General features: G+C 40.5%; 18 protein-coding genes and 1 pseudogene. 5 read left to right on the top strand and 14 right to left on the bottom strand.

Annotation, left to right across the window (positions count from 1 at the left end; all coding sequences use genetic code 11):
* Window positions 1–10: 10 nt before the first annotated feature.
* The 8 genes from plsX to EAL87_RS01365 all read right to left on the bottom strand — a co-directional run bounded on the left by plsX (window position 11) and on the right by EAL87_RS01365 (window position 5909).
* The gene (plsX, locus tag EAL87_RS01400; RefSeq protein ID WP_162972507.1) at window positions 11–1030 is read right to left on the bottom strand and encodes a phosphate acyltransferase PlsX; all 1020 of its coding nucleotides are present in this window, start codon (window positions 1028–1030) and stop codon (window positions 11–13) included.
* Window positions 1031–1107: 77 nt separating this feature from the next.
* Window positions 1108–1254, bottom strand: a complete 147-nt coding sequence (gene rpmF, locus EAL87_RS01395) for a 50S ribosomal protein L32 (RefSeq protein ID WP_000290428.1) — start codon at window positions 1252–1254, stop codon at window positions 1108–1110.
* Window positions 1255–1269: 15 nt separating this feature from the next.
* The gene (locus tag EAL87_RS01390) at window positions 1270–1626 is read right to left on the bottom strand and encodes a DUF177 domain-containing protein (protein ID WP_050834689.1); all 357 of its coding nucleotides are present in this window, start codon (window positions 1624–1626) and stop codon (window positions 1270–1272) included.
* 25 nt (window positions 1627–1651) lie between these two features.
* The gene (gene ndk, locus EAL87_RS01385; RefSeq protein WP_120912667.1) at window positions 1652–2065 is read right to left on the bottom strand and encodes a nucleoside-diphosphate kinase; all 414 of its coding nucleotides are present in this window, start codon (window positions 2063–2065) and stop codon (window positions 1652–1654) included.
* Window positions 2066–2131: 66 nt separating this feature from the next.
* Window positions 2132–3289 (bottom strand): methionine adenosyltransferase, encoded by a 1158-nt coding sequence (gene metK / locus EAL87_RS01380; RefSeq protein WP_120912666.1) that lies wholly within the window; start codon window positions 3287–3289, stop codon window positions 2132–2134.
* Window positions 3290–3351: 62 nt separating this feature from the next.
* The gene (gene lpxD, locus EAL87_RS01375; protein WP_120912665.1) at window positions 3352–4362 is read right to left on the bottom strand and encodes a UDP-3-O-(3-hydroxymyristoyl)glucosamine N-acyltransferase; all 1011 of its coding nucleotides are present in this window, start codon (window positions 4360–4362) and stop codon (window positions 3352–3354) included.
* Window positions 4362–5195: an enoyl-ACP reductase FabI gene (fabI, locus tag EAL87_RS01370; protein ID WP_000506237.1), complete on the bottom strand. Its 834-nt coding sequence runs from the start codon at window positions 5193–5195 to the stop codon at window positions 4362–4364. The genes lpxD and fabI overlap by 1 nt, the downstream gene beginning before the upstream one ends.
* 9 nt (window positions 5196–5204) lie before the next feature.
* Window positions 5205–5909, bottom strand: coding sequence for a triose-phosphate isomerase (locus EAL87_RS01365; RefSeq protein WP_120912664.1), 705 nt, complete (start codon window positions 5907–5909; stop codon window positions 5205–5207).
* 213 nt (window positions 5910–6122) lie between these two features.
* On the opposite strand from EAL87_RS01365, the gene EAL87_RS01360 reads away from it, so the two are divergent.
* The 4 genes from EAL87_RS01360 to clsC are packed head-to-tail and all read left to right on the top strand — an operon-like array spanning window position 6123 to window position 11303.
* Complete coding sequence (locus EAL87_RS01360) at window positions 6123–6890, top strand: fumarate reductase cytochrome b subunit (RefSeq protein WP_050853424.1); 768 nt, start codon at window positions 6123–6125, stop codon at window positions 6888–6890.
* Window positions 6891–6899: 9 nt separating this feature from the next.
* A complete protein-coding gene (locus EAL87_RS01355; protein ID WP_120912663.1) occupies window positions 6900–9044 on the top strand; it encodes a fumarate reductase flavoprotein subunit in 2145 nt (714 codons plus the stop codon).
* Window positions 9037–9774 carry a fumarate reductase iron-sulfur subunit gene (locus EAL87_RS01350; protein WP_001283983.1) on the top strand — a complete coding sequence of 246 codons (738 nt, stop codon included), beginning with the start codon at window positions 9037–9039 and terminating at the stop codon, window positions 9772–9774. The genes EAL87_RS01355 and EAL87_RS01350 overlap by 8 nt, the downstream gene beginning before the upstream one ends.
* Before the next feature lie 20 nt (window positions 9775–9794).
* Window positions 9795–11303, top strand: a complete 1509-nt coding sequence (clsC, locus tag EAL87_RS01345) for a cardiolipin synthase ClsC (RefSeq protein ID WP_120912662.1) — start codon at window positions 9795–9797, stop codon at window positions 11301–11303.
* Window positions 11304–11308: 5 nt separating this feature from the next.
* Here the strand turns inward: clsC and EAL87_RS01340 are convergent, their stop codons facing one another.
* The gene (locus EAL87_RS01340) at window positions 11309–11842 is read right to left on the bottom strand and encodes a TIGR00645 family protein (protein WP_000890445.1); all 534 of its coding nucleotides are present in this window, start codon (window positions 11840–11842) and stop codon (window positions 11309–11311) included.
* A gap of 275 nt (window positions 11843–12117) precedes the next feature.
* Here EAL87_RS01340 and EAL87_RS08185 point away from each other — a divergent pair.
* Window positions 12118–13699, top strand: a pseudogene (locus EAL87_RS08185) (DUF262 domain-containing protein).
* A gap of 702 nt (window positions 13700–14401) precedes the next feature.
* On the opposite strand, the gene EAL87_RS01325 reads toward EAL87_RS08185, so the two are convergent.
* The 5 genes from EAL87_RS01325 to EAL87_RS01305 are packed head-to-tail and all read right to left on the bottom strand — an operon-like array spanning window position 14402 to window position 19252.
* Window positions 14402–15211, bottom strand: a complete 810-nt coding sequence (locus EAL87_RS01325; RefSeq protein WP_120912661.1) for an SPOR domain-containing protein — start codon at window positions 15209–15211, stop codon at window positions 14402–14404.
* Between the two features lie 21 nt (window positions 15212–15232).
* Window positions 15233–15775 carry a DUF1882 domain-containing protein gene (locus tag EAL87_RS01320; RefSeq protein ID WP_000138104.1) on the bottom strand — a complete coding sequence of 181 codons (543 nt, stop codon included), beginning with the start codon at window positions 15773–15775 and terminating at the stop codon, window positions 15233–15235.
* 10 nt (window positions 15776–15785) lie between these two features.
* Window positions 15786–17036, bottom strand: a complete 1251-nt coding sequence (locus EAL87_RS01315) for a serine hydroxymethyltransferase (RefSeq protein WP_120912660.1) — start codon at window positions 17034–17036, stop codon at window positions 15786–15788.
* Entirely contained in the window at window positions 17036–18541 is a 1506-nt protein-coding gene (lysS, locus tag EAL87_RS01310; RefSeq protein WP_120912659.1) for a lysine--tRNA ligase, read from the bottom strand. Before lysS ends, EAL87_RS01315 begins: the two co-directional genes overlap by 1 nt.
* Before the next feature lie 9 nt (window positions 18542–18550).
* Entirely contained in the window at window positions 18551–19252 is a 702-nt protein-coding gene (locus tag EAL87_RS01305) for a CvpA family protein (protein WP_120912658.1), read from the bottom strand.
* Window positions 19253–19447 lie beyond the last annotated feature (195 nt).

Raw genomic sequence — 19447 nt, 5'->3', positions numbered from 1 at the left:
ATAGTCATCTTTAAGCGTCTTGCTGATCACTTTGATGTGCAGAAACGCTAGGCTTCAAGCTCTCAAACGCTTGAGTAATCCTCAAACAAACCTGACTTTCAACAGCGCTAATGGCCTGATAAATCGCGCATTCAACCGCTCTAGCGTTGCTCTTGCCATGGCTAATGATCACGCTTTTATTCACGCCTAAAAGCGGCGCTCCCCCATATTCAGCGTAATCGGTTTTTTGTTTTAAAATACTAAACGCATTCTTAAGCATCAAAGCCCCCATTTTAGATTTAAAAGAGCTTTTAATTTCATCTTTAAAAATAGAACCTATTGCGCTAGCGACCCCTTCTGTTGTCTTTAAGACCACATTCCCCATAAAGCCATCGCAAACCACCACATCCACAACCCCTTTGAAAATATCGCTCCCCTCCACATTGCCATAAAAGAAGTCATAAGCTTTCAGCATTTTATGCGTTTCTTTAACGAGCATGTTCCCTTTAATATCTTCTTCGCCATTACTCAAAAGACCCACCTTAGGGCTGTCATAATGCAACACGCTTTTAGCGTATTCATACCCCATAAGAGCAAAATCAATCAAATATTCAGGCTTGCAATCCGTGTTCGCTCCTGCGTCTAACAGCACGCTAGGGCGTTTGCCAACGCTAGGCATTAAAGTGCAAATAGCAGGCCTTTCAACCCCCTTGATACGCCCTAAACGCAAGGTTGCTAAACCCATAGTCGCTCCGCTATGCCCCGCTGAAATCAAAGCGTCAGCCCCATTTTTTAGAATATCCATACCCAAGTAAATGGAAGATTCCTTACGCTTAATCGCCTCAGTGGCGGCTTCTTCCATTTTAATATAATCTTGCGTGTGGATCATTTCCACTTTGCTGGCTAACTCTTTAGAAATAAAAGGGGTCGCTTTGTCTTTATCCCCCACTAAAACCGCACTAAAACTCTTATTCTCTAAAGCCCTTGAGACTCCCTCAATAATGGGTAAAACCCCATGGTCAGCCCCCATTAAGTCTATTACAATTTTCATCATGCGTCCTTAAAAGGCTTGTTGCAATCCGTTGCAATCCTTTAAAATACTTTCTATCACTAAAGATAGCTTTTATACTAGTATTCTTTAGTAAATTTATTAATATGGTGGGGAAGCTTCCAAGTGCCATCTTTAGCTTTTATGGGCTTAGCCAACTTAACGCTATAATGCGTGCGCCTTTTTGCCGCTCTTGTCTTACTCACTCTTCTATCAGGTACTGCCATAAATTCTCCTTCATTTCAATCTGCATAATGGTAGTCTAATCTAATAGACTCCACTTCAGAGCGTAAAATTTCGCTCAAATCAATAAAACCATTGAAAGATTCAATAACATCTAAATTATCAAAATCCAAACTTTGGCTTTGCGTATCCCACAACCCGTCTGAAATATGCAAAACCAACGACTCATCAAGGCTTTTTTTAAACTCTTTACCGCTTGTATCGCAAATAAGCATCAATTCACCCTTAAGGCGCGCTTTCAAGCGAAACAATTTCGCCCCCACCCGCACAACTTCGCCCTCTAAAACCACTCCCTCATGCTCTAAAGAAAACGCTTTAGGCGCATTAAAAGCGATTTTACGCATTTCAAATTGCATGCTTAGTCTTAAACGCCCTTAAATCTTAAAGATCCCTGGCGGCAAAAAAGAAAGCGATTTCATTGTGTGCATTTTCCAAGCTATCGCTCCCATGCACTGCATTAGCGTCAATGTTTTCAGCAAAATCCGCTCTGATAGTGCCTTTTTGAGCGAGTTTGGGATCAGTCGCTCCCATAAGATCTCTGTTTTTAGCCACCGCATCTTTGCCCTCTAAAACCATAACCACCACCGGACCACTGACCATAAACTCTATTAGATCTTTAAAAAAGGGTCTCTCTCTGTGGATCGCATAAAAGTTTTCAGCGTCTTTAACGCTCAAATGCAAGCGTTTCATAGCAACCACTTCCAAGCCGTTACTTTCAAAGCGATCAATGATTTTGCCTACCACTTTTTTCTTAAGCGCATCAGGCTTAATAATAGACAGCGTTCTTTGTTTCAATTTAAACTCCTTGTGAATTGTTGATTATACAAAAATTTTTTAAAATATTACCCTTAAAATATTTTTTTAACGCTTAAAGAACGCTTTAATCTCTTCGGCCTTGTTGGTTTTTTCCCAAGTGAATGCCTCCAATTCGCGCCCAAAATGCCCATAAGCTGAAGTGAGCGAATAAATGGGTCTTAACAAATCCAAGCTTTCAATAATGCCTTTTGGCGTGAGTTTGAAAACCGATTTCACGCATTTTTCCAACTCCGCGCTTGAATACTTGCTCGTGTTATGCGTGTTCACATAAATAGACACGGGCTCTATCACCCCAATCGCATAAGCGAGCTGCACGGTCGCTTTATCGCAAACCCCACTCGCTACCAAATTTTTAGCCACATAGCGGGCTGCATAAGCCGCGCTCCTATCCACCTTACTAGGGTCTTTCCCGCTAAACGCTCCCCCCCCATGCGGACAACTCCCCCCATAAGTGTCCACGATGATTTTTCTACCCGTTAAGCCCGCATCGCCTTGCGGCCCACCGATAACGAATTTTCCTGTAGGATTGACAAAAAACTTGATATTGTCATGCAAATATTCTTTGGGTAAAACCTTATACACGATCTCTTCAATCACGGCTTCTTTTAAATATTTTTGCGAAACTTCTGGGGAATGCTGGGTGGAAATGACAATCGTATCAATGCTTACAGGCTTGTTGTTTTCATAACGCACGCTCACTTGAGACTTGCCATCAGGCCTTAAAAAAGGCAGAGTGTTGTCTTTTCTTTTTTGAGCCAGAGCGAAAGTGAGCTGGTGCGCTAAATGAATGGGTAAGGGCATGAGCGTTTCAGTCTCCTTGCACGCATAACCAAACATAAGCCCTTGATCCCCTGCCCCAATCTCGCCATCTTCTCTATCCACGCCTTGATTAATATCAGGGCTTTGCTCGCCAACGCCATTCAAAACCGCCGCACTCCTGTAATCAAAGCCATAAAGAGCGTCTGTATAACCAATCTTTTTAACCACTTCTCTTGCAATCTCTTGCATAGGGGCATAGACAGAAGTTTTTAATTCGCCAGTGATCATGCAAAACCCGTTAGAAACTAAAGTCTCGCATGCGACTTTGGCTTTTTTGTCCCGTTCAATGATGTAATCTAAAACCGCATCGCTGATTTGATCAGCCATTTTGTCAGGATGCCCCTCGGTTACTGATTCGGAAGTGAAAAGAAAACTATCTTTCATTGATTGTCCTTATTAAAAATCGTTCGTATTCAAAACGGGCTTATTATAGCTTATTTCATTCTTTAAGATTTAAAAAACCCTTTAGCTTTTTGCAACAAACTCGTTTTTTGCTGTTTCCTGAAATTCGTTCTTAAATGGGCTAGGAAATGGTGCCATTCATGGATTTCCATAGCAGGGATCGCTCCGGCAAAATTAGTGTTAGGGGGCAAGTCTTTACCCACTGCGCTTTTACCCCCAATTTGAGTGAATTCGCCCACATGCAAATGCCCCCCAATGCCTACTTGACCGCCAAAAACCACATTACGGCCAGTGGTTGTAGAACCGCTCAAGCCCACTTGAGAAACGACGATGCTGTGTTCGCCCAAAACGCAATTATGCCCGATTTGAACCAGGTTATCAATCTTAACGCCCTCTTTAATCAAAGTCTCGCCAAACACCGCCCTATCAATCGCCGTGTTAGCGCCAATTTCTACATTTTTTTGGATCCTAACAATCCCCACATGCTCAATTTTGACATGCTCTCCTAAAGCGGTGTGCGCATAACCAAAGCCATCGCCTCCGATCACACTGCCTGCATGGATAGTAACATTGTCTTCTAAAATAGTGTTTTGATACAAAACCACACGAGGATACAAAATACAATTTTTACCGATTTTGACCCCATCAGCGATCACCACGCCCGGATAAATCAAAGAGTTTTCGCCAATTTCTACGCCCTCTCCAATCGTAACATTAGGCATGATCGTTACTTTTTCAAAATGTTTAGGCTCGCTAACGCTTTCTGGATTTTTAAAAAAAGGGATTTTAAAGGCATGCGAGACTTTAGCAAAGGCTAGATGCGGGTTATCCACGATTAAAGCTTGCATGTGTTTTGGCACTTTAGAAGATTCTTTTTTACGGATAAACACCGCCCCGGCTTTTGAATCTTTTAAAAGTTTAAGGTAACGCGCTTGGTCAATATAGCTAATATCATTAGGCGTAGCCTTATCTAATTCCGCTAAGGCATGCACTTCAAAATCGTTTGAAAATTCCGTTTCAATAGAATAGGCGCTCAACAATTCGCTTAATTTCATCAATACCCCTTATTGTTCTGCAAATCCCACAACAGCGTAGCTTTATTATCTTTTTCTTCCACAGCCCCCATGCCCATAACATGATAGCCGGCATCCACAAAATGCACTTCCCCACTCACCCCGCTAGACAAGCTAGAAAGCAAATACATCCCGGCATTGCCCACTTCTTCTAAACTCACATTTTTCCTTAAAGGGGCGTTGATTTCATTCCATTTTAAAATCATCCTAAAATCAGCGATCCCGCTAGAAGCGAGCGTCCTGATAGGCCCAGCCGATAGGGCATTCACCCTTATATGGTGTTTGCCTAAATCCACCGCTAAATAACGCACCGCGCTCTCTAGGGCCGCTTTAGCCAACCCCATCACGTTGTAATGCGCCATGTATTTGGTGCTACCCAAATAGCTTAAAGTCAAAACAGACGCCCCGTTATTCAATAAAGGTTTTAGAGTGTTTGTCAGCTCTATTAAAGAATAGACAGAAATTTCCATAGCGGTGTTAAACGCGCTTTTAGAAGTTTCTAACAAGCTCCCTTCTAAAGCCTCTTTAGGGGCAAAGGCCACGCTATGAACAATAAAATCCAATGAGCCTAAATCCTTTTTAACGCTATTGTATAGCGGCTTGAAATGCTCTTCTTTGCTCACATCCAATTCATACACATATTGACTATTCAATTCCTGCGCGATAGGCCTCACGCGCTTTTCTAAGCTCTCATTCAAATAAGTGAAAGCCAAAGTAGCCCCTTGATTGAAACAAGATTGAGCGATCCCATAAGCGATGGATTTATTGTTTGCCACCCCTACAATAAGCCCTTTTTTACCTTTTAAAAATCCCATGATTTTCCTTTATAAAAATGAAATGATTGTTTTAAAATTTTCTAATTCCCAAGACGTGCTCCCAACCAATAAGCCATCCACGCTATCAATCCCTAAAATTTCTTTAGCGTTTTGCACATTCACGCTCCCCCCATACAATAAGGGCGTTTTTTGGTTTAAGATTTGCTTTAAAAAACCATGCGTGAGGTAAATATCTTCTAAAGAAGCGCTCTTTTTGGTGCCAATCGCCCAAATAGGCTCATACGCCACGATTAAATTAGGATAATCAAGATCGATATTTTCTAATTGCTCGCTTAAAAATTCCTTTACAGCCTTGAAACCCTTCTCTCTGGTCGTTAAATCTTCGCCAATGCAATAGATGATTTTAAAATTTTTACTTTTAAAAAAATCAAACTTTTCCTTCAAAAAACTAGGGCTTTCCTTTAAAAGCGTCCGCCTCTCGCTATGCCCTATTAAAAGCGTGTGGATTTTGAGTTCTTCTAAATGCTTTGAAGTGATTTCACCGGTAAAAGCCCCACAATCTTTAGGGTAAGCGTTTTGCGCTCCTAAAGTGAAATGCAAAAACGCATTGGGTAATAACCCCAAAAAATCAGGGAATACAAACACCCTATCAAAATGCTGCGGTTTTAAAGTTTTCTCTAATTCTTTTAAATACGCATGGCTTTTAAAAATGGGCATAGCGGATTTAAAATTAGCCATGGCAATTTTTGTCATTGAATAATCCTTATTTTATAAGTAGTAACTAGCTCTTATTATACCCAAAGCGTTTAAAAAATGTAAATTTTAAACAATAGCCCCCTTGAATTGAATTTTTTCTCAATTTAGGTTTTGTTTATAAGAAAAATTATTTCAAATGTAGTAAAATTAAGGCAGTGTTTTTGCGTCAAGCGATTTTAGGTTAATTTTGAGTTTTTAGGAGCAGTTTTTATGCAACAAGAAGAGATTATAGAGGGTTATTATGGCGCTAGCAAAGGGCTTAAAAAGAGCGGTATTTATGCTAAGCTGGATTTTTTACAGAGTGCTACAGGCTTGATTTTAGCGCTCTTTATGATAGTGCACATGTTTTTGGTCTCAAGTATCTTGATTAGCGATGAAGCCATGTATAAAGTGGCGAAATTTTTTGAAGGGAGCTTGTTTTTAAAAGCGGGCGAGCCGGCTATTGTGAGCGTGGTTGCAGCAGGGGTGATTCTTATTTTAGTTGCGCATGCGTTTTTGGCGTTAAGGAAATTCCCTATCAATTATCGGCAATACAAGGTTTTTAAAACCCATAAGCATTTGATGAAACATGGCGATACGAGTTTGTGGTTTATTCAAGCTCTCACTGGGTTTGCGATGTTTTTCTTAGCGAGTATCCACTTATTTGTCATGCTCACAGAGCCTGAAAGTATTGGGCCTCATGGCTCAAGCTATCGTTTTGTAACGCAAAACTTTTGGCTTTTGTATATTTTCTTATTGTTTGCCGTAGAATTGCATGGCTCTATTGGGTTGTATCGTTTAGCGATTAAATGGGGGTGGTTTAAGAATGCGAGCATTCAAGGCTTGAGAAAAGTCAAATGGGCGATGAGCGTGTTTTTCATTGTTTTAGGGCTTTGCACCTATGGGGCTTACATTAAAAAAGGTTTAGAAAATAAGGACAATGGCATTAAAACCATGCAAGAAGCCATAGAAGCTGATGGGAAATTCCACAAAGAATAAGGGTAGAAAATGAAAATAACATATTGTGATGCGCTAATTATTGGAGGCGGATTGGCTGGGTTAAGGGCTAGTATCGCATGCAAACAAAAGGGTTTAAACACCATCGTTTTAAGCCTAGTGCCTGTCAGGCGTTCGCACTCTGCAGCCGCTCAAGGGGGCATGCAAGCGAGCCTTGCGAACGCTAAAAAAAGCGAGGGCGATAATGAAGATTTGCACTTTTTAGACACGGTTAAGGGGAGCGATTGGGGGTGCGATCAGCAAGTGGCCAGAATGTTTGTAACCACTGCTCCTAAAGCCATTAGGGAATTGGCCAGTTGGGGGGTGCCTTGGACTAGGATTAAAAAGGGCGATAGGCCTGCGGTCGTCAATGGTGAGCATGTTACGATTACCGAAAGAGACGACAGGCATGGCTATATTCTAAGCCGTGATTTTGGCGGCACTAAAAAATGGCGCACATGCTTTACGGCTGATGCCACAGGGCATACCATGCTTTATGCGGTCGCTAACGAAGCCTTACACCACAAAGTGGATATTCAAGACAGAAAGGACATGCTCGCTTTCATTCATCATAATGATAAATGCTATGGGGCGGTGGTAAGGGATTTGATCACAGGCGAAATTTCAGCGTATGTTTCTAAAGGCACGCTTTTAGCTACCGGAGGTTATGGGCGCGTGTATAAACACACCACTAACGCCGTGATTTGCGACGGATCCGGAGCTGCGAGCGCGTTAGAAACCGGCGTGGCTAAATTAGGCAACATGGAAGCGGTGCAATTCCACCCTACCGCTTTAGTGCCAAGCGGGATTTTAATGACGGAAGGTTGTAGGGGCGATGGAGGGGTTTTGAGAGACAAGTTTGGCAGACGCTTCATGCCCGCTTATGAGCCGGAGAAAAAAGAGCTTGCGAGCAGAGATGTGGTTTCAAGGCGGATTTTAGAGCATATCCAAAAAGGCTATGGAGCCAAATCGCCTTATGGGGATCATGTGTGGTTGGATATTGCTATTTTAGGGCGTAACCATGTGGAAAAAAACTTAAGGGATGTGCGCGATATTGCCATGACTTTTGCGGGCATTGACCCGGCTGATAGCGAAGAGCAAACCAAAGACAACATGCAAGGAATGCCCGCAAATGAGCCTGAATACGGGCAAGCGATGGCTAAGCAAAAAGGCTGGATTCCCATAAAACCCATGCAACACTATTCTATGGGTGGGGTTAGAACAAACCCTAAAGGCGAAACCCATTTGAAAGGCTTGTTTTGCGCGGGTGAAGCGGCATGCTGGGATTTGCATGGGTTTAACCGCTTAGGGGGAAATTCTGTGAGTGAAGCGGTGGTCGCTGGCATGATCATAGGGGATTATTTCGCCTCGCATTGTTTGGAAGCGCAAATTGAAATCAACACGCAAAAGGTTGAAGCTTTCATTAAAGAAAGCCAGGATTATATGCATTTCTTGTTGCATAATGAAGGCAAGGAAGATGTGTATGAGATTAGAGAACGCATGAAAGAAGTCATGGATGAAAAAGTGGGCGTTTTTAGAGAAGGCAAAAAATTAGAAGAAGCCCTTAAAGAATTGCAAGAGCTTTATGCGCGCTCCAAAAACATTTGCGTGAAAAACAAGGTTTTGCACAATAACCCTGAATTAGAAGACGCTTACCGCACCAAAAAAATGCTCAAACTCGCGCTTTGCATCACTCAAGGGGCGTTACTGCGCACCGAAAGCAGAGGGGCTCACACAAGGATTGATTACCCTAAAAGAGACGATGAAAAATGGCTTAACAGAACTTTGGCGAGCTGGCCTAGCGCTGATCAAGACATGCCCACGATTGAATACGAAGAATTAGATGTGATGAAAATGGAAATCAGCCCTGATTTTAGGGGCTATGGCAAAAAGGGTAATTTCATCCCCCACCCCAAAAAAGAAGAGCGCGACGCTGAGATTTTGAAAACGATTTTAGAATTAGAAAAGCTTGGAAAAGACAGAGTGGAAGTCCAACACGCGCTCATGCCTTTTGAATTGCAAGAAAAATACAAGGCTAGGAACATGCGTTTAGAAGATGAAGAGGTGAGGGCTAGGGGGGAACATTTGTATTCTTTCAATGTCCATGATTTATTAGACCAACACAACGCTAATTTAAAAGGAGAACACCATGAGTGATAGTGAACGAACGATTGTAGTTAGAGTGCTAAAATTTGACCCTCAAAGCGCGGTGAGTAAGCCGCATTTTAAAGAGTATCAGTTGAAAGAAACGCCATCCATGACGCTCTTTATCGCTTTAAACCTCATCAGAGAGCATCAAGATCCGGATTTAAGCTTTGATTTTGTGTGTCGCGCTGGGATTTGCGGCTCTTGCGCGATGATGGTTAATGGAAGACCGAGACTGGCTTGTAAAACCCTAACTTCTAGCTTTGAAAGCGGGGTGATAACGCTCATGCCCATGCCCAGTTTTACGCTCATTAAAGATTTGAGCGTGAATACCGGCGATTGGTTTTTGGATATGACTAAAAGGGTGGAGAGTTGGGCGCATTCCAAAGAAGAAGTGGATATTACTAAGCCAGAAAAAAGGATTGAGCCTGATGAAGCCCAAGAAGTCTTTGAACTAGACAGATGCATTGAATGCGGGTGCTGTATCGCTTCTTGCGGGACTAAACTCATGCGCCCTAATTTCATTGGAGCTGCTGGCATGAACAGAGCCATGCGTTTTATGATTGACAGCCACGATGAAAGAAGCGATGACGATTTTTATGAGTTAGTGGGCGATGATGATGGCGTTTTTGGGTGCATGAGCTTGATCGCTTGCCATGACACTTGCCCTAAAGAATTACCCCTGCAAAGCAGTATCGCTACTTTGCGCAACCGAATGTTGAAAGTGGGTAAAAGCCGCTAATTTCTTTTAGTGGGTCGTTTTTGAAAATTTTTTTAGTTCTTTTAAGCGTCTTTTTTTTTAATGGGTGTTTTGGGTTAGTCTATAAGACTCCCATTTCAAGCCCCCCTATCTCTTATGATCCCTACACTACCACCATTGGGAGCTTATACGCTAAAAATTTAAAAGAAAACCCTAACCATAGCGCAGCCATTCTTTTAGAAGATGGCTTTGACGCTTTATTGCACAGAGTGGGTCTTATCAGAATGAGTCAAAAAAGCATTGACATGCAAACTTATATTTATAAGAACGATCTTTCCTCTCAAGTGATCGCTAAAGAACTTTTAAATGCGGCCAATCGTGGGGTGAAAGTGCGTATCCTTTTAGATGACAACGGGTTAGATTCAGATTTTTCAGACATTATGCTTTTAAATTTCCATAAAAACATTGAAGTGAAAATCTTTAACCCCTACTATATCCGCAATAAAGGCTTGCGTTATTTTGAAATGCTTGCGGATTATGAGCGCATTAAAAAACGCATGCACAACAAGCTTTTCATCGTGGATAATTTCGCTGTCATTATAGGGGGTCGTAATATTGGGGACAATTATTTTGATAACGATTTAGACACGAATTTTTTAGATTTAGACGCTTTGTTTTTTGGGGGGGTTGCTTCAAAAGCCAAAGAAAGCTTTGAAAATTATTGGCGATTCCACCGCTCCATTCCTGTTTCATTATTAAGAACCCATAAAAGACTCAAAAACAACGCTAAAGAAATCGCTAAACTCCATGAAAAAATCCCTATCAGCGCTGAAGATATAAATGAGTTTGAAAAAAAAGTCAATGATTTTATAGAACGCTTTCAAAAATACCAATACCCTATTTATTATGGGAATGCCATTTTTTTAGCTGATTCACCCAAAAAAATTGACACGCCCTTGTATTCGCCTATCAAAATCGCTTTTGAGAAAGCCCTTAAAAACGCTAAAGACTCCGTTTTTATCGCTTCATCGTATTTTATTCCAGGCAAAAAGATGATGAAAATCTTTAAAAATCAAATTTCTAAGGGGATTGAATTGAATATCCTTACCAATTCCCTTTCATCTACTGATGCGATAGTGGTCTATGGGGCGTGGGAAAGGTATCGCAACCAATTGGTGCGAATGGGCGCGAATGTCTATGAAATACGAAACGATTTTTTCAACCGCCAGATTAAAGGGCGCTTTAGCACCAAACATTCCTTACACGGCAAAACGATTGTTTTTGATGACAATTTAACGCTTCTAGGAAGCTTTAACATTGACCCACGCTCTGCCTACATCAACACTGAAAGCGCAGTCTTGTTTGACAACCCATCTTTTGCTAAAAGGGTGCGTTTGTCGCTCAAAGATCATGCCCAACAATCATGGCATTTGGTTTTGTATCGGCATAAAGTGATTTGGGAAGCGGTGGAAGAAGGCATTTTAATCCATGAAAAAAATTCGCCTGACACTTCCTTCTTTTTACGCTTGATTAAAGAATGGTCTAAAGTCCTTCCTGAAAGAGAGCTTTAAAACTTTTAATGCCCTTTATTTTGCGAAAAAGCGATGTTATTGGTAACGGCGGCTAAGAGCGCTGAACACACAAACACCAAATGGATCACCACTTGCCAAAAAATGGGGTTATGCGATAAGGGCGTGTCTTTAGGAATGCTGGATAAAACATCTTCTAAACTCATGTAGCGTTTGAGCAAGAAAATCGCCGAAATCGCCACAATGGAGAGTGAAACCTTTAATTTTAAGGCGTTAAAATCCGTGTGCTTTAGCCAAGTGATTTCACTGGCATCCACCTTGTCTAATTTAGAAACAAAGCTTTCATAACTGGCAAGCAACACCATTAAAACAAGCCCAGCCATAAACAACAAATCCACTAATCCTAAGGCTGATAAAACCAAATCCGTTTCGCTGATAGTGTCTAAATGGCTTAGCATGTGCCACAACTCTTTCATGAACACATAGCCTAAAACCACCAGCACTAACGACATGGCAATGCATAAAGGGGCTAGCAACCAACGAGTGGCAAACAACACTCTTTCAATCAATTTTTCTAACATCTCAACTCTTTTAATTATGGCTTTTGAAGATTTGATTATAGCTAATAAACGCCCCCGAGTGGCTAACAGAACGCCTTGATGGAGTGGAATCTCAAGCCATTCTTATGGTATTTATGGTATAAATTTGACTACTGAATGCAACAAAGGAGAAGTGAATGAAAACCACTATAAAAGAGATCTTTCAAGAGGAAGGATACAGCATCCCCAACTATCAGAGGGATTAAGCTTGGAAGGACAAGAATTTTAGGGATCTGTGGGAAGATCTAGAAGAAGCGATAGAATACAACAAAAAGGGTCAGGGGCATTTTATAGGCACCATGGTTGTCGCTAAGAATGAAGACAACAAAAAATTGTATGACATCATTGACGGCCAGTAGCGAACGACCACCATCTTCATGCTCTTGTATGTCTTGGCAAGCAAACAAAATGAGAAAGACAAGCAAGAGACAAGAAAATATCTATACCAAAAGGGGGAATTAAAATTAGAAGTCGCCTCTCAAAACCAAAGCTTCTTCAAAACGCTCTTGGAAGCGGCAGAAAAGGGGAATATCAGCCATTGCGAAAAAGATGTAGACACCGAAGGCAAGCAAAATCTTTTTGAGGTTTTGAAGGCCATCTTGGATAAGGTCAGCAAGTTGAGTGAAGAAGAAGTGAATGAGCGTTTGGAGGCGCTGTTGAAAATGATTTTGATGCGGTTTGAAGAGCCCGATCCTGGGAGAGCCATCAGAACCTTTCAAAGCGTGAATGACAGAGGCGTGCCTCTCCTCTTGTTGGACAAACTAAAATCCCTTCTCATCTATTACTCCAACACTTTTTGCGATGGGGAAAGGGGGCTAGACCAATTTATCATCGATCATTTTGGGGAGATCTTTAAGATCTTTGCCAAGATCAAAAAGAGCGACCATATCTCCAGTGTTGGAGGCTTTGATGAAGGCGATATCTTCCGCTACCACGCAGGGAGTCAAAAATTTGATGGAATCGAGTCTTTAGGGCACTACAGAGCAAGCACGGACAACACCTACGAGAAATTCAAAGCTGAACTAAAAAAAATCAAAAACACCAAAAGCACATTGGAAAGTTTCATCCAATCCTATGTCAGCGATTTGAAAAATTTCTATCAGGCTTTCCTTGATCTATTGAGCGAGATTGACACCAACCCAACCACCCTTAAGGTCATGCTCATCAACACGATCAACCCGCTTTTTTTCAATTCGCTCATCCGCCTGAAAATCAACAACGAACTAGACGATGAAACGCTGAAACTCTTTGCCAAAACCGATATTGTGTTTTTCAAAGCTACTAAAAAAATAGAATCAAAGGCCTACAACCTGATTAATGCGTATCTTAAAAAAGGGCAAAGAGGGATTGAAGAGCGAGATGATTGCTCAATGCAGAGATATAGAGCTGGCTTCTTTGAAGCTTGTAAAGAACGCGTCCAACTCATCATGCTTCCACTATGTCTTCTTTGAAAAGAACTGCCAGGAGATGGGTTTTGCCGATCTCAAAAAATTGATCCCTAGGAAGCAATTCTCCCAACAAAAAGAGCACATCATCCCCATCAATTTATTAAAATTGGATAATGAAATTGAGATCCAAAAACTTGGTTTTGAAGACAAGAAAGATCTTGAAGCCTATATTTACACATACGGCAACCTCATCTCCCTAGAAAGTTCGCTCAATTCTAAAGCAAGCGATAAGGATCTGTATGGAAAAGATGAAATCTACAAAAGTAGTGAGATCCCTTTCAACAGGCGCTTTAATGTAAAAGGTTTCAACAAAAAGGCCTTGATAGCAAGGAATGATGAAATGCGAGAATGGCTGATCAACACCTTTTTTAAGGATTTCGCCGCCCACTAAAGAGCGTGAAGCTTAAAAGAGCGTGAATACACCTACTCTCTTGCTTCTAGCCCCACAACCGCACTCATAAGGCTAGTTCCAAACCGCTCTCTTCTTTGGTAGGGTTAGGGGTTATCAAACAACAAACAAATTCTTTAACGAATGAATGCTCTTTAGGGCTGAATTCAAACGCAAGAATTATCTGAATTCCTCAAAGACCAAATAGGCATGAGATGCTACTACTTATTGGAAAAATTGGGTTCAAAAAGAAACTCAAGAAGTGGTTAAAGTTATAAAATCAGTTATTAATAAAAAATAAAAAAATACATATAAAGAAATTTTATAATTTCCTTATATGTTTAGTTTAATCAGTTAATTTACTATATATGAATAATATAATAATAATCGCTGTAATGAAAATAAATTGAAATACATGATAATCCCACACTTTCATGTTTATTCCTTTATTTCAAAATACCTATGGAGGTGATGGAAATTATAGAAAATAGCCATACACTCACATATGACAGTAAGTAAATTACTTTTTCATCATTAGACATATGGTTAATATCCTTAATATAATAAATTGATCAAAAAAATCTGCTTATCTTAATTCTCTGTTAAAATTATCCGAGCCGATGGAGTAAGCTACCCCATCGTTTTAGCACTTGGACAATCCGCTAAAACGCCCAAGAAAAAAATAAGAATTTTTAGCCCAAACCCCTACCGCGCTTCTATGACAACAGGCTTAGTCATCTTCTTGCTGACTTCCTCTGCATGCATTAAGGCTTCTTGTTTGCTCTTATAAGGGCCTATGAGGTAGCGTTTAGTAGCCCCTCTGTCTTCAATTTTATGGGGGAATTGGTTAAATTCTTGCAAAAACGCTTTGTTGGGCGTGTGTGCAAAAACCCCCACTTGCAAATAATGCCCTTTAATAAGATTGGTTTTAGAATCAGTCTTTTTGGAAACTTCTTTATGAGCTTCTTTTTTGACTTTTGACTCTTTAACCGCATGCTTAGCTTTATCTTTATGAGCTTCCTTATCTTTAGGGGTTACTTTGGGCTTTTTATGGGGGGTTTCTTTTTTATCCATAGCTTGAGATTCTTGTTGAGCGATTATAGGAGTGTGTTCAACAACTTTTAATTCTTTTTGAGCTTGCTGCGTTTCTTCTGTTGTTTTCATCTCCGTTTGAGTTTGATCGGTTTGAATAGGCATGCTAGAAGTTTCATTCTCTTGTTTTTTAATATTATCCACCACTTTGTCTAGCTTGTCTTCTTGCTTGGAAGGATCCAAATTCAAGCTTTCAAACTCATCGTCTTTTTTCTCATCTTTCATGTTGCCTATTTTTTGCATGCCGCTATCGGTTTGTAAAAAAGTCTCTTTAGGAGCGACTCTCGTGCTTTTCCAAAACACCATTAAAAGCACCGCTAAAATGATAATGGCTATAGCCACGATCAAAAACACCTTTTTAGTGCCACCCCCATTATTCTCTTCTTCTAAGATCACTTCATTCAGTCTTTCTTTTTCTGACATCAAAAATCCTTTCAAAAATTATTATAAATGCTTCGCCCAAGAACTCCCGCGCTCTTTTGCAAACACTTCATAAGGTAAAGCTAAAATATTAAATTCCTTAGGCCATTCATTGCTAGGGAAAACCCTCCATTCTTTAGGCAACCCTTGCGCTAATTTCATAGACAAAGTCTTAACCAACCTTTCACCCTCGCCTAACTCCGTATGCCCCTTATGCACATACAAATGCAAATGCCCTGGCGTTTTGGTGTTATAAGCGGTAAAATTCATAAAACCTTCCTCACGAAGCAATAACTGCGCCTTATGGTAAAAACGCTCCGGGTTCCTCCCGTTATAATCAAACACAATGTTTTCCACCTTGTCGTTACGCAAAATGAGATTGTGCGCGATTTCTATTTCCCTTTTCAAATGCTTTTGAATGAGCGAGCTTGTGAGCATGGCATTCACTCTTTGGAATTTATTATAGTAGCAACGCCCCGCATAATCCACTCTCTCCCCCAAGCCTGGTTTTTTTTCAAAATAATGGCTTGTGTCTATCTTAATGAGCTTTAATTCCATTTCTGTCATCTTGACTCCCTTAAAAAATAGGTTGGTGGTACACAGGGAATTGACTAGCCATAGCTTTCAATTCTTCTTTCACATGCAATTGCAAACTAACATTATTAATATCATTCAAAATATCTGATATTTTATTCCCTATGACTTCAAATTCTTTAGCTCCCATGCCCCTTGCACTCAATGCCGCTGAGCCAATCCTTATCCCGCTCGTTACAAAAGGACTGCGCGTTTCACCAGGAATGGTGTTTTTATTCACGGTGATTCCGGCATTCCCTAAGGCAATATCAGCGTCTTTCCCACTATAAGGTTTATTTAAGAAATCCATTAAAAGCAAATGGTTAGAAGTGCCACCGCTCACTAACTTGTGGTTTTTTTCTTTTAATGTTTTAGCGAGAACTTGCATGTTAGATTTCACTAATTGTGCATAAGCTTTAAATTCTGGTTTTAGATTCTCTTTAAACCCCACCGCTTTAGCAGCAATTGCATGCATCAAAGGCCCGCCTTGAGTCCCTGGAAAAATCGCTTTGTCAATCTTAGCCGCTATTTCTTCATCATTAGTTAGAATAAGCCCCCCTCTAGGCCCTCTTAAGGTCTTATGAGTGGTGCTTGAAACCACATGGCAATGCGGGAAAGGATGGGCATGTTCATCAGCGACCACAAGCCCTGCCACATGGGCTATATCGCCTAGTAGTAACGCTCCCACTTCATCAGCGATTTCTCTAAATTTCTTAAAATCAATTTCCCTTGGATAGGCTGAAAATCCGCACACAATGATTTCTGGCTTAACGCTTTGAGCGATCTTTAGCACCTCTTCATAATCAATATAGCCATCCAAATTCACGCCATAAGAAAAGCTCTGATAATGCTTGCCGGTTAAACTCACTTTAGCGCCGTGCGTTAAATGCCCTCCACAGCTTAAATCCATGCCTAAAATCTTGTCATAAGGCTTTAAAAGAGCGTGATAGACAGCGTTATTAGCTTGTGAGCCTGAATGCGCTTGCACGTTAGCGAACTGGCAATTAAAAAGCTTTTTAGCCCTTTCTATGGCTAGGCTTTCTATTTTATCCACCACTTCACAGCCTCCATAATAGCGCTTGTTAGGATAGCCTTCAGCGTATTTGTTGGTTAAAATGCTTCCCATAGCCTCCATGACACTAGGAAAAGTATAATTCTCGCTCGCTATCATTTCTAAATGCTCATTTTGCCGCTTATATTCTTCAAAAATCAACTCAAAAATTTCACTATCCGTTTGTTCTAAAAAATACGCCATTATTCTCCACTCTCCACATTAAAATCGTTTTTAACAGGACGCATCGCTGGGAATAAAATCACATCTTTAATGCTTTTAGCTCCAGTGAGTAGCATCACTAATCGGTCAATGCCTATGCCTTGCCCTGCAGTAGGGGGCATTCCATGGGCTAGGGCCCACACGTAATCTTCATCCATGTATTGGGCTTCTTCATCGCCTTTCTCTTTCTCAGCCACTTGATTTTTAAAGCGTTCTAATTGATCCAAAGGATCGTTCAACTCGCTAAAGCCATTAGCAATTTCTTTCCCTGCAATGAACAATTCAAACCTGTCAGCAATATTAGGGTTACTATCGTTGCGTCTGGCTAGGGGGCTAATCTCAATAGGGTATTGGGTTACAAAAGTGGGGTTAATAAGCTTATGCTCTACAAAATGATCAAACGCTTCAGCGAGTAACTTGCCATAAGTGAGATTGGGCTCTACTTTGATGCCTCGCTCTAACAAATAAGCCAAAAGCCTGTCTTCTTTTTCTAAAATATCCTTACTAATGCCCCCTATTGTTTCTAAAGCGTCCAAATAGGAAATCACGCTCGTTTGGTTGAAATCCACTTCCATATCGTTATAAATGATTTTTGAATCTAAGTTTAAAGTCTTTAGCAAGTAGTCAAACAGCCTCTTACTGAGCTCAATCAAATCTTCATAAGTGTGATACGCCCAATAAAATTCAATCATCGTGAATTCGGGGTTATGGCTGTGATCCATGCCTTCATTCCTGAAATTACGATTGATTTCAAACACCGCTTCAAACCCCCCCACAATCAAGCGTTTAAGGTATAATTCTGGAGCGATTCTCAAATACCTTTCAACTTCTAAAGCGTTATGATAAGTGATAAAAGGCCTTGCGTTCGCCCCGCCAGGAATGGGGTGCATCATGGGGGTTTCCACTTCCAAAAACCCTTCCATTTCAAAGAATTTCCGCACGCTAGAGACAATCAAACTGCGCTTTTTAAACACATCTTTAACGCTAGGATTGACGATCAAATCCAAGTAGCGCTGGCGGTAACGCAATTCTATATCGCTTAATCCATGAAACTTTTCAGGTAAAGGCACAATGGTTTTGCTTAAAATATGAAATTCTAGGGCATGAATGCTTAATTCACCGGTTTTGGTAGTAAAAGGGAAGCCTTTCACCAACACAATATCGCCCACTTCTAAATGCTTTTTCAAGCTTTTAAACTCATCGTTCAATTCATTTTGCGAAACATAAGCTTGTAAAATCGTGCTTTCATCTTCAACTTTAATAAAACATGCCTTACCCATTAAACGCAAAAGCTTGACCCTCCCTACAATACTTTCGCATTTTTCTTTGTCTTTAGGCTCTTCTAAACCCTTAACATAAGCGTATTTTTCTAAAAAAGCGGCGTTTGTCAAGCTTCGTTTCAAGCCATTTTTATAAGGGTTTTTCCCTTCTTCTCTCAAGCTATTGGCTTTATGAATGCGTTGTTGGATGTATTGGTTAGAAAACATGTGATGCCTTTATAGGGGTTCTTTATTAGATGGAGTGGGGTTTGGTGGGGTTTGGTTAGCTTTTGGATCTAGCATGTTTTTAGGCAAATCTTTAGCCTTTTCTTTTAAAGATTCCACGCCCTTATCCATCGCTTTATTAAAAGATTCTTTATTGTCGTTAAAAGATTCTTTATTTTTGACTTCATCGCTCATTTCTTCAAGGTTGTCTTTAAGGTTTTGCTCCACATGTTTGACGCCATCAAGGTGCATGATCTTACTAGCGACGCTTTTCATGGTAGAAAAAAAAGCGCTTTTTTCTTGCAAATAGGCGTTAGCGTCTTTCATCACTTCCATTTTAGAGAGCGCATAAAGGATGAAAGAAAGCACTAAAAAAGTCTTTAAGCATGAAAAAATAAACCCTAACGCTTTGTCTATAATGCCTAACCCACTAAAGACTAACACCTTGCCTAGCAACACTCCAAAAGCTAAAAAAAACACCCAAATAGACGCTAACACCAATAAAAAACCGATGAGATTCGTCATGGTTTCATTTCTTAAATCATACAAATGCTCTGAAAATAAATTCCCAACAGCCACAGAATAGCGAGACGCTAAATACACGCCAAGTACAATCCCTAAAGTCCCCGCCACTTCACTCACGAAGCCATGATAAAATCCTCTAATCCCAAAGGCTACCACCACCACAAGTAACGCCAAATCAATATAATTCAAACCCTAAACCCAAACCTTTCTTTCATATATCTATCTCTATCTTTATTATCTCTATCTCTCATAAAAATAGCGAGTGCTTTTAAAACGCCCATGATCTTAACGCTATCAATCCATACTCTTTAGACTTGAAATTTAAAGATAATAACACAACTTAAAAAAAACTACCCTTAAAATCAAGCTAAAATTCTTTAATAA

It is taken from the genome of Helicobacter pylori (assembly GCF_003636935.1).
In the GTDB taxonomy this organism is placed as follows: domain Bacteria; phylum Campylobacterota; class Campylobacteria; order Campylobacterales; family Helicobacteraceae; genus Helicobacter; species Helicobacter pylori_CH.
This window is presented reverse-complemented; position numbering and strand designations above follow the sequence as displayed.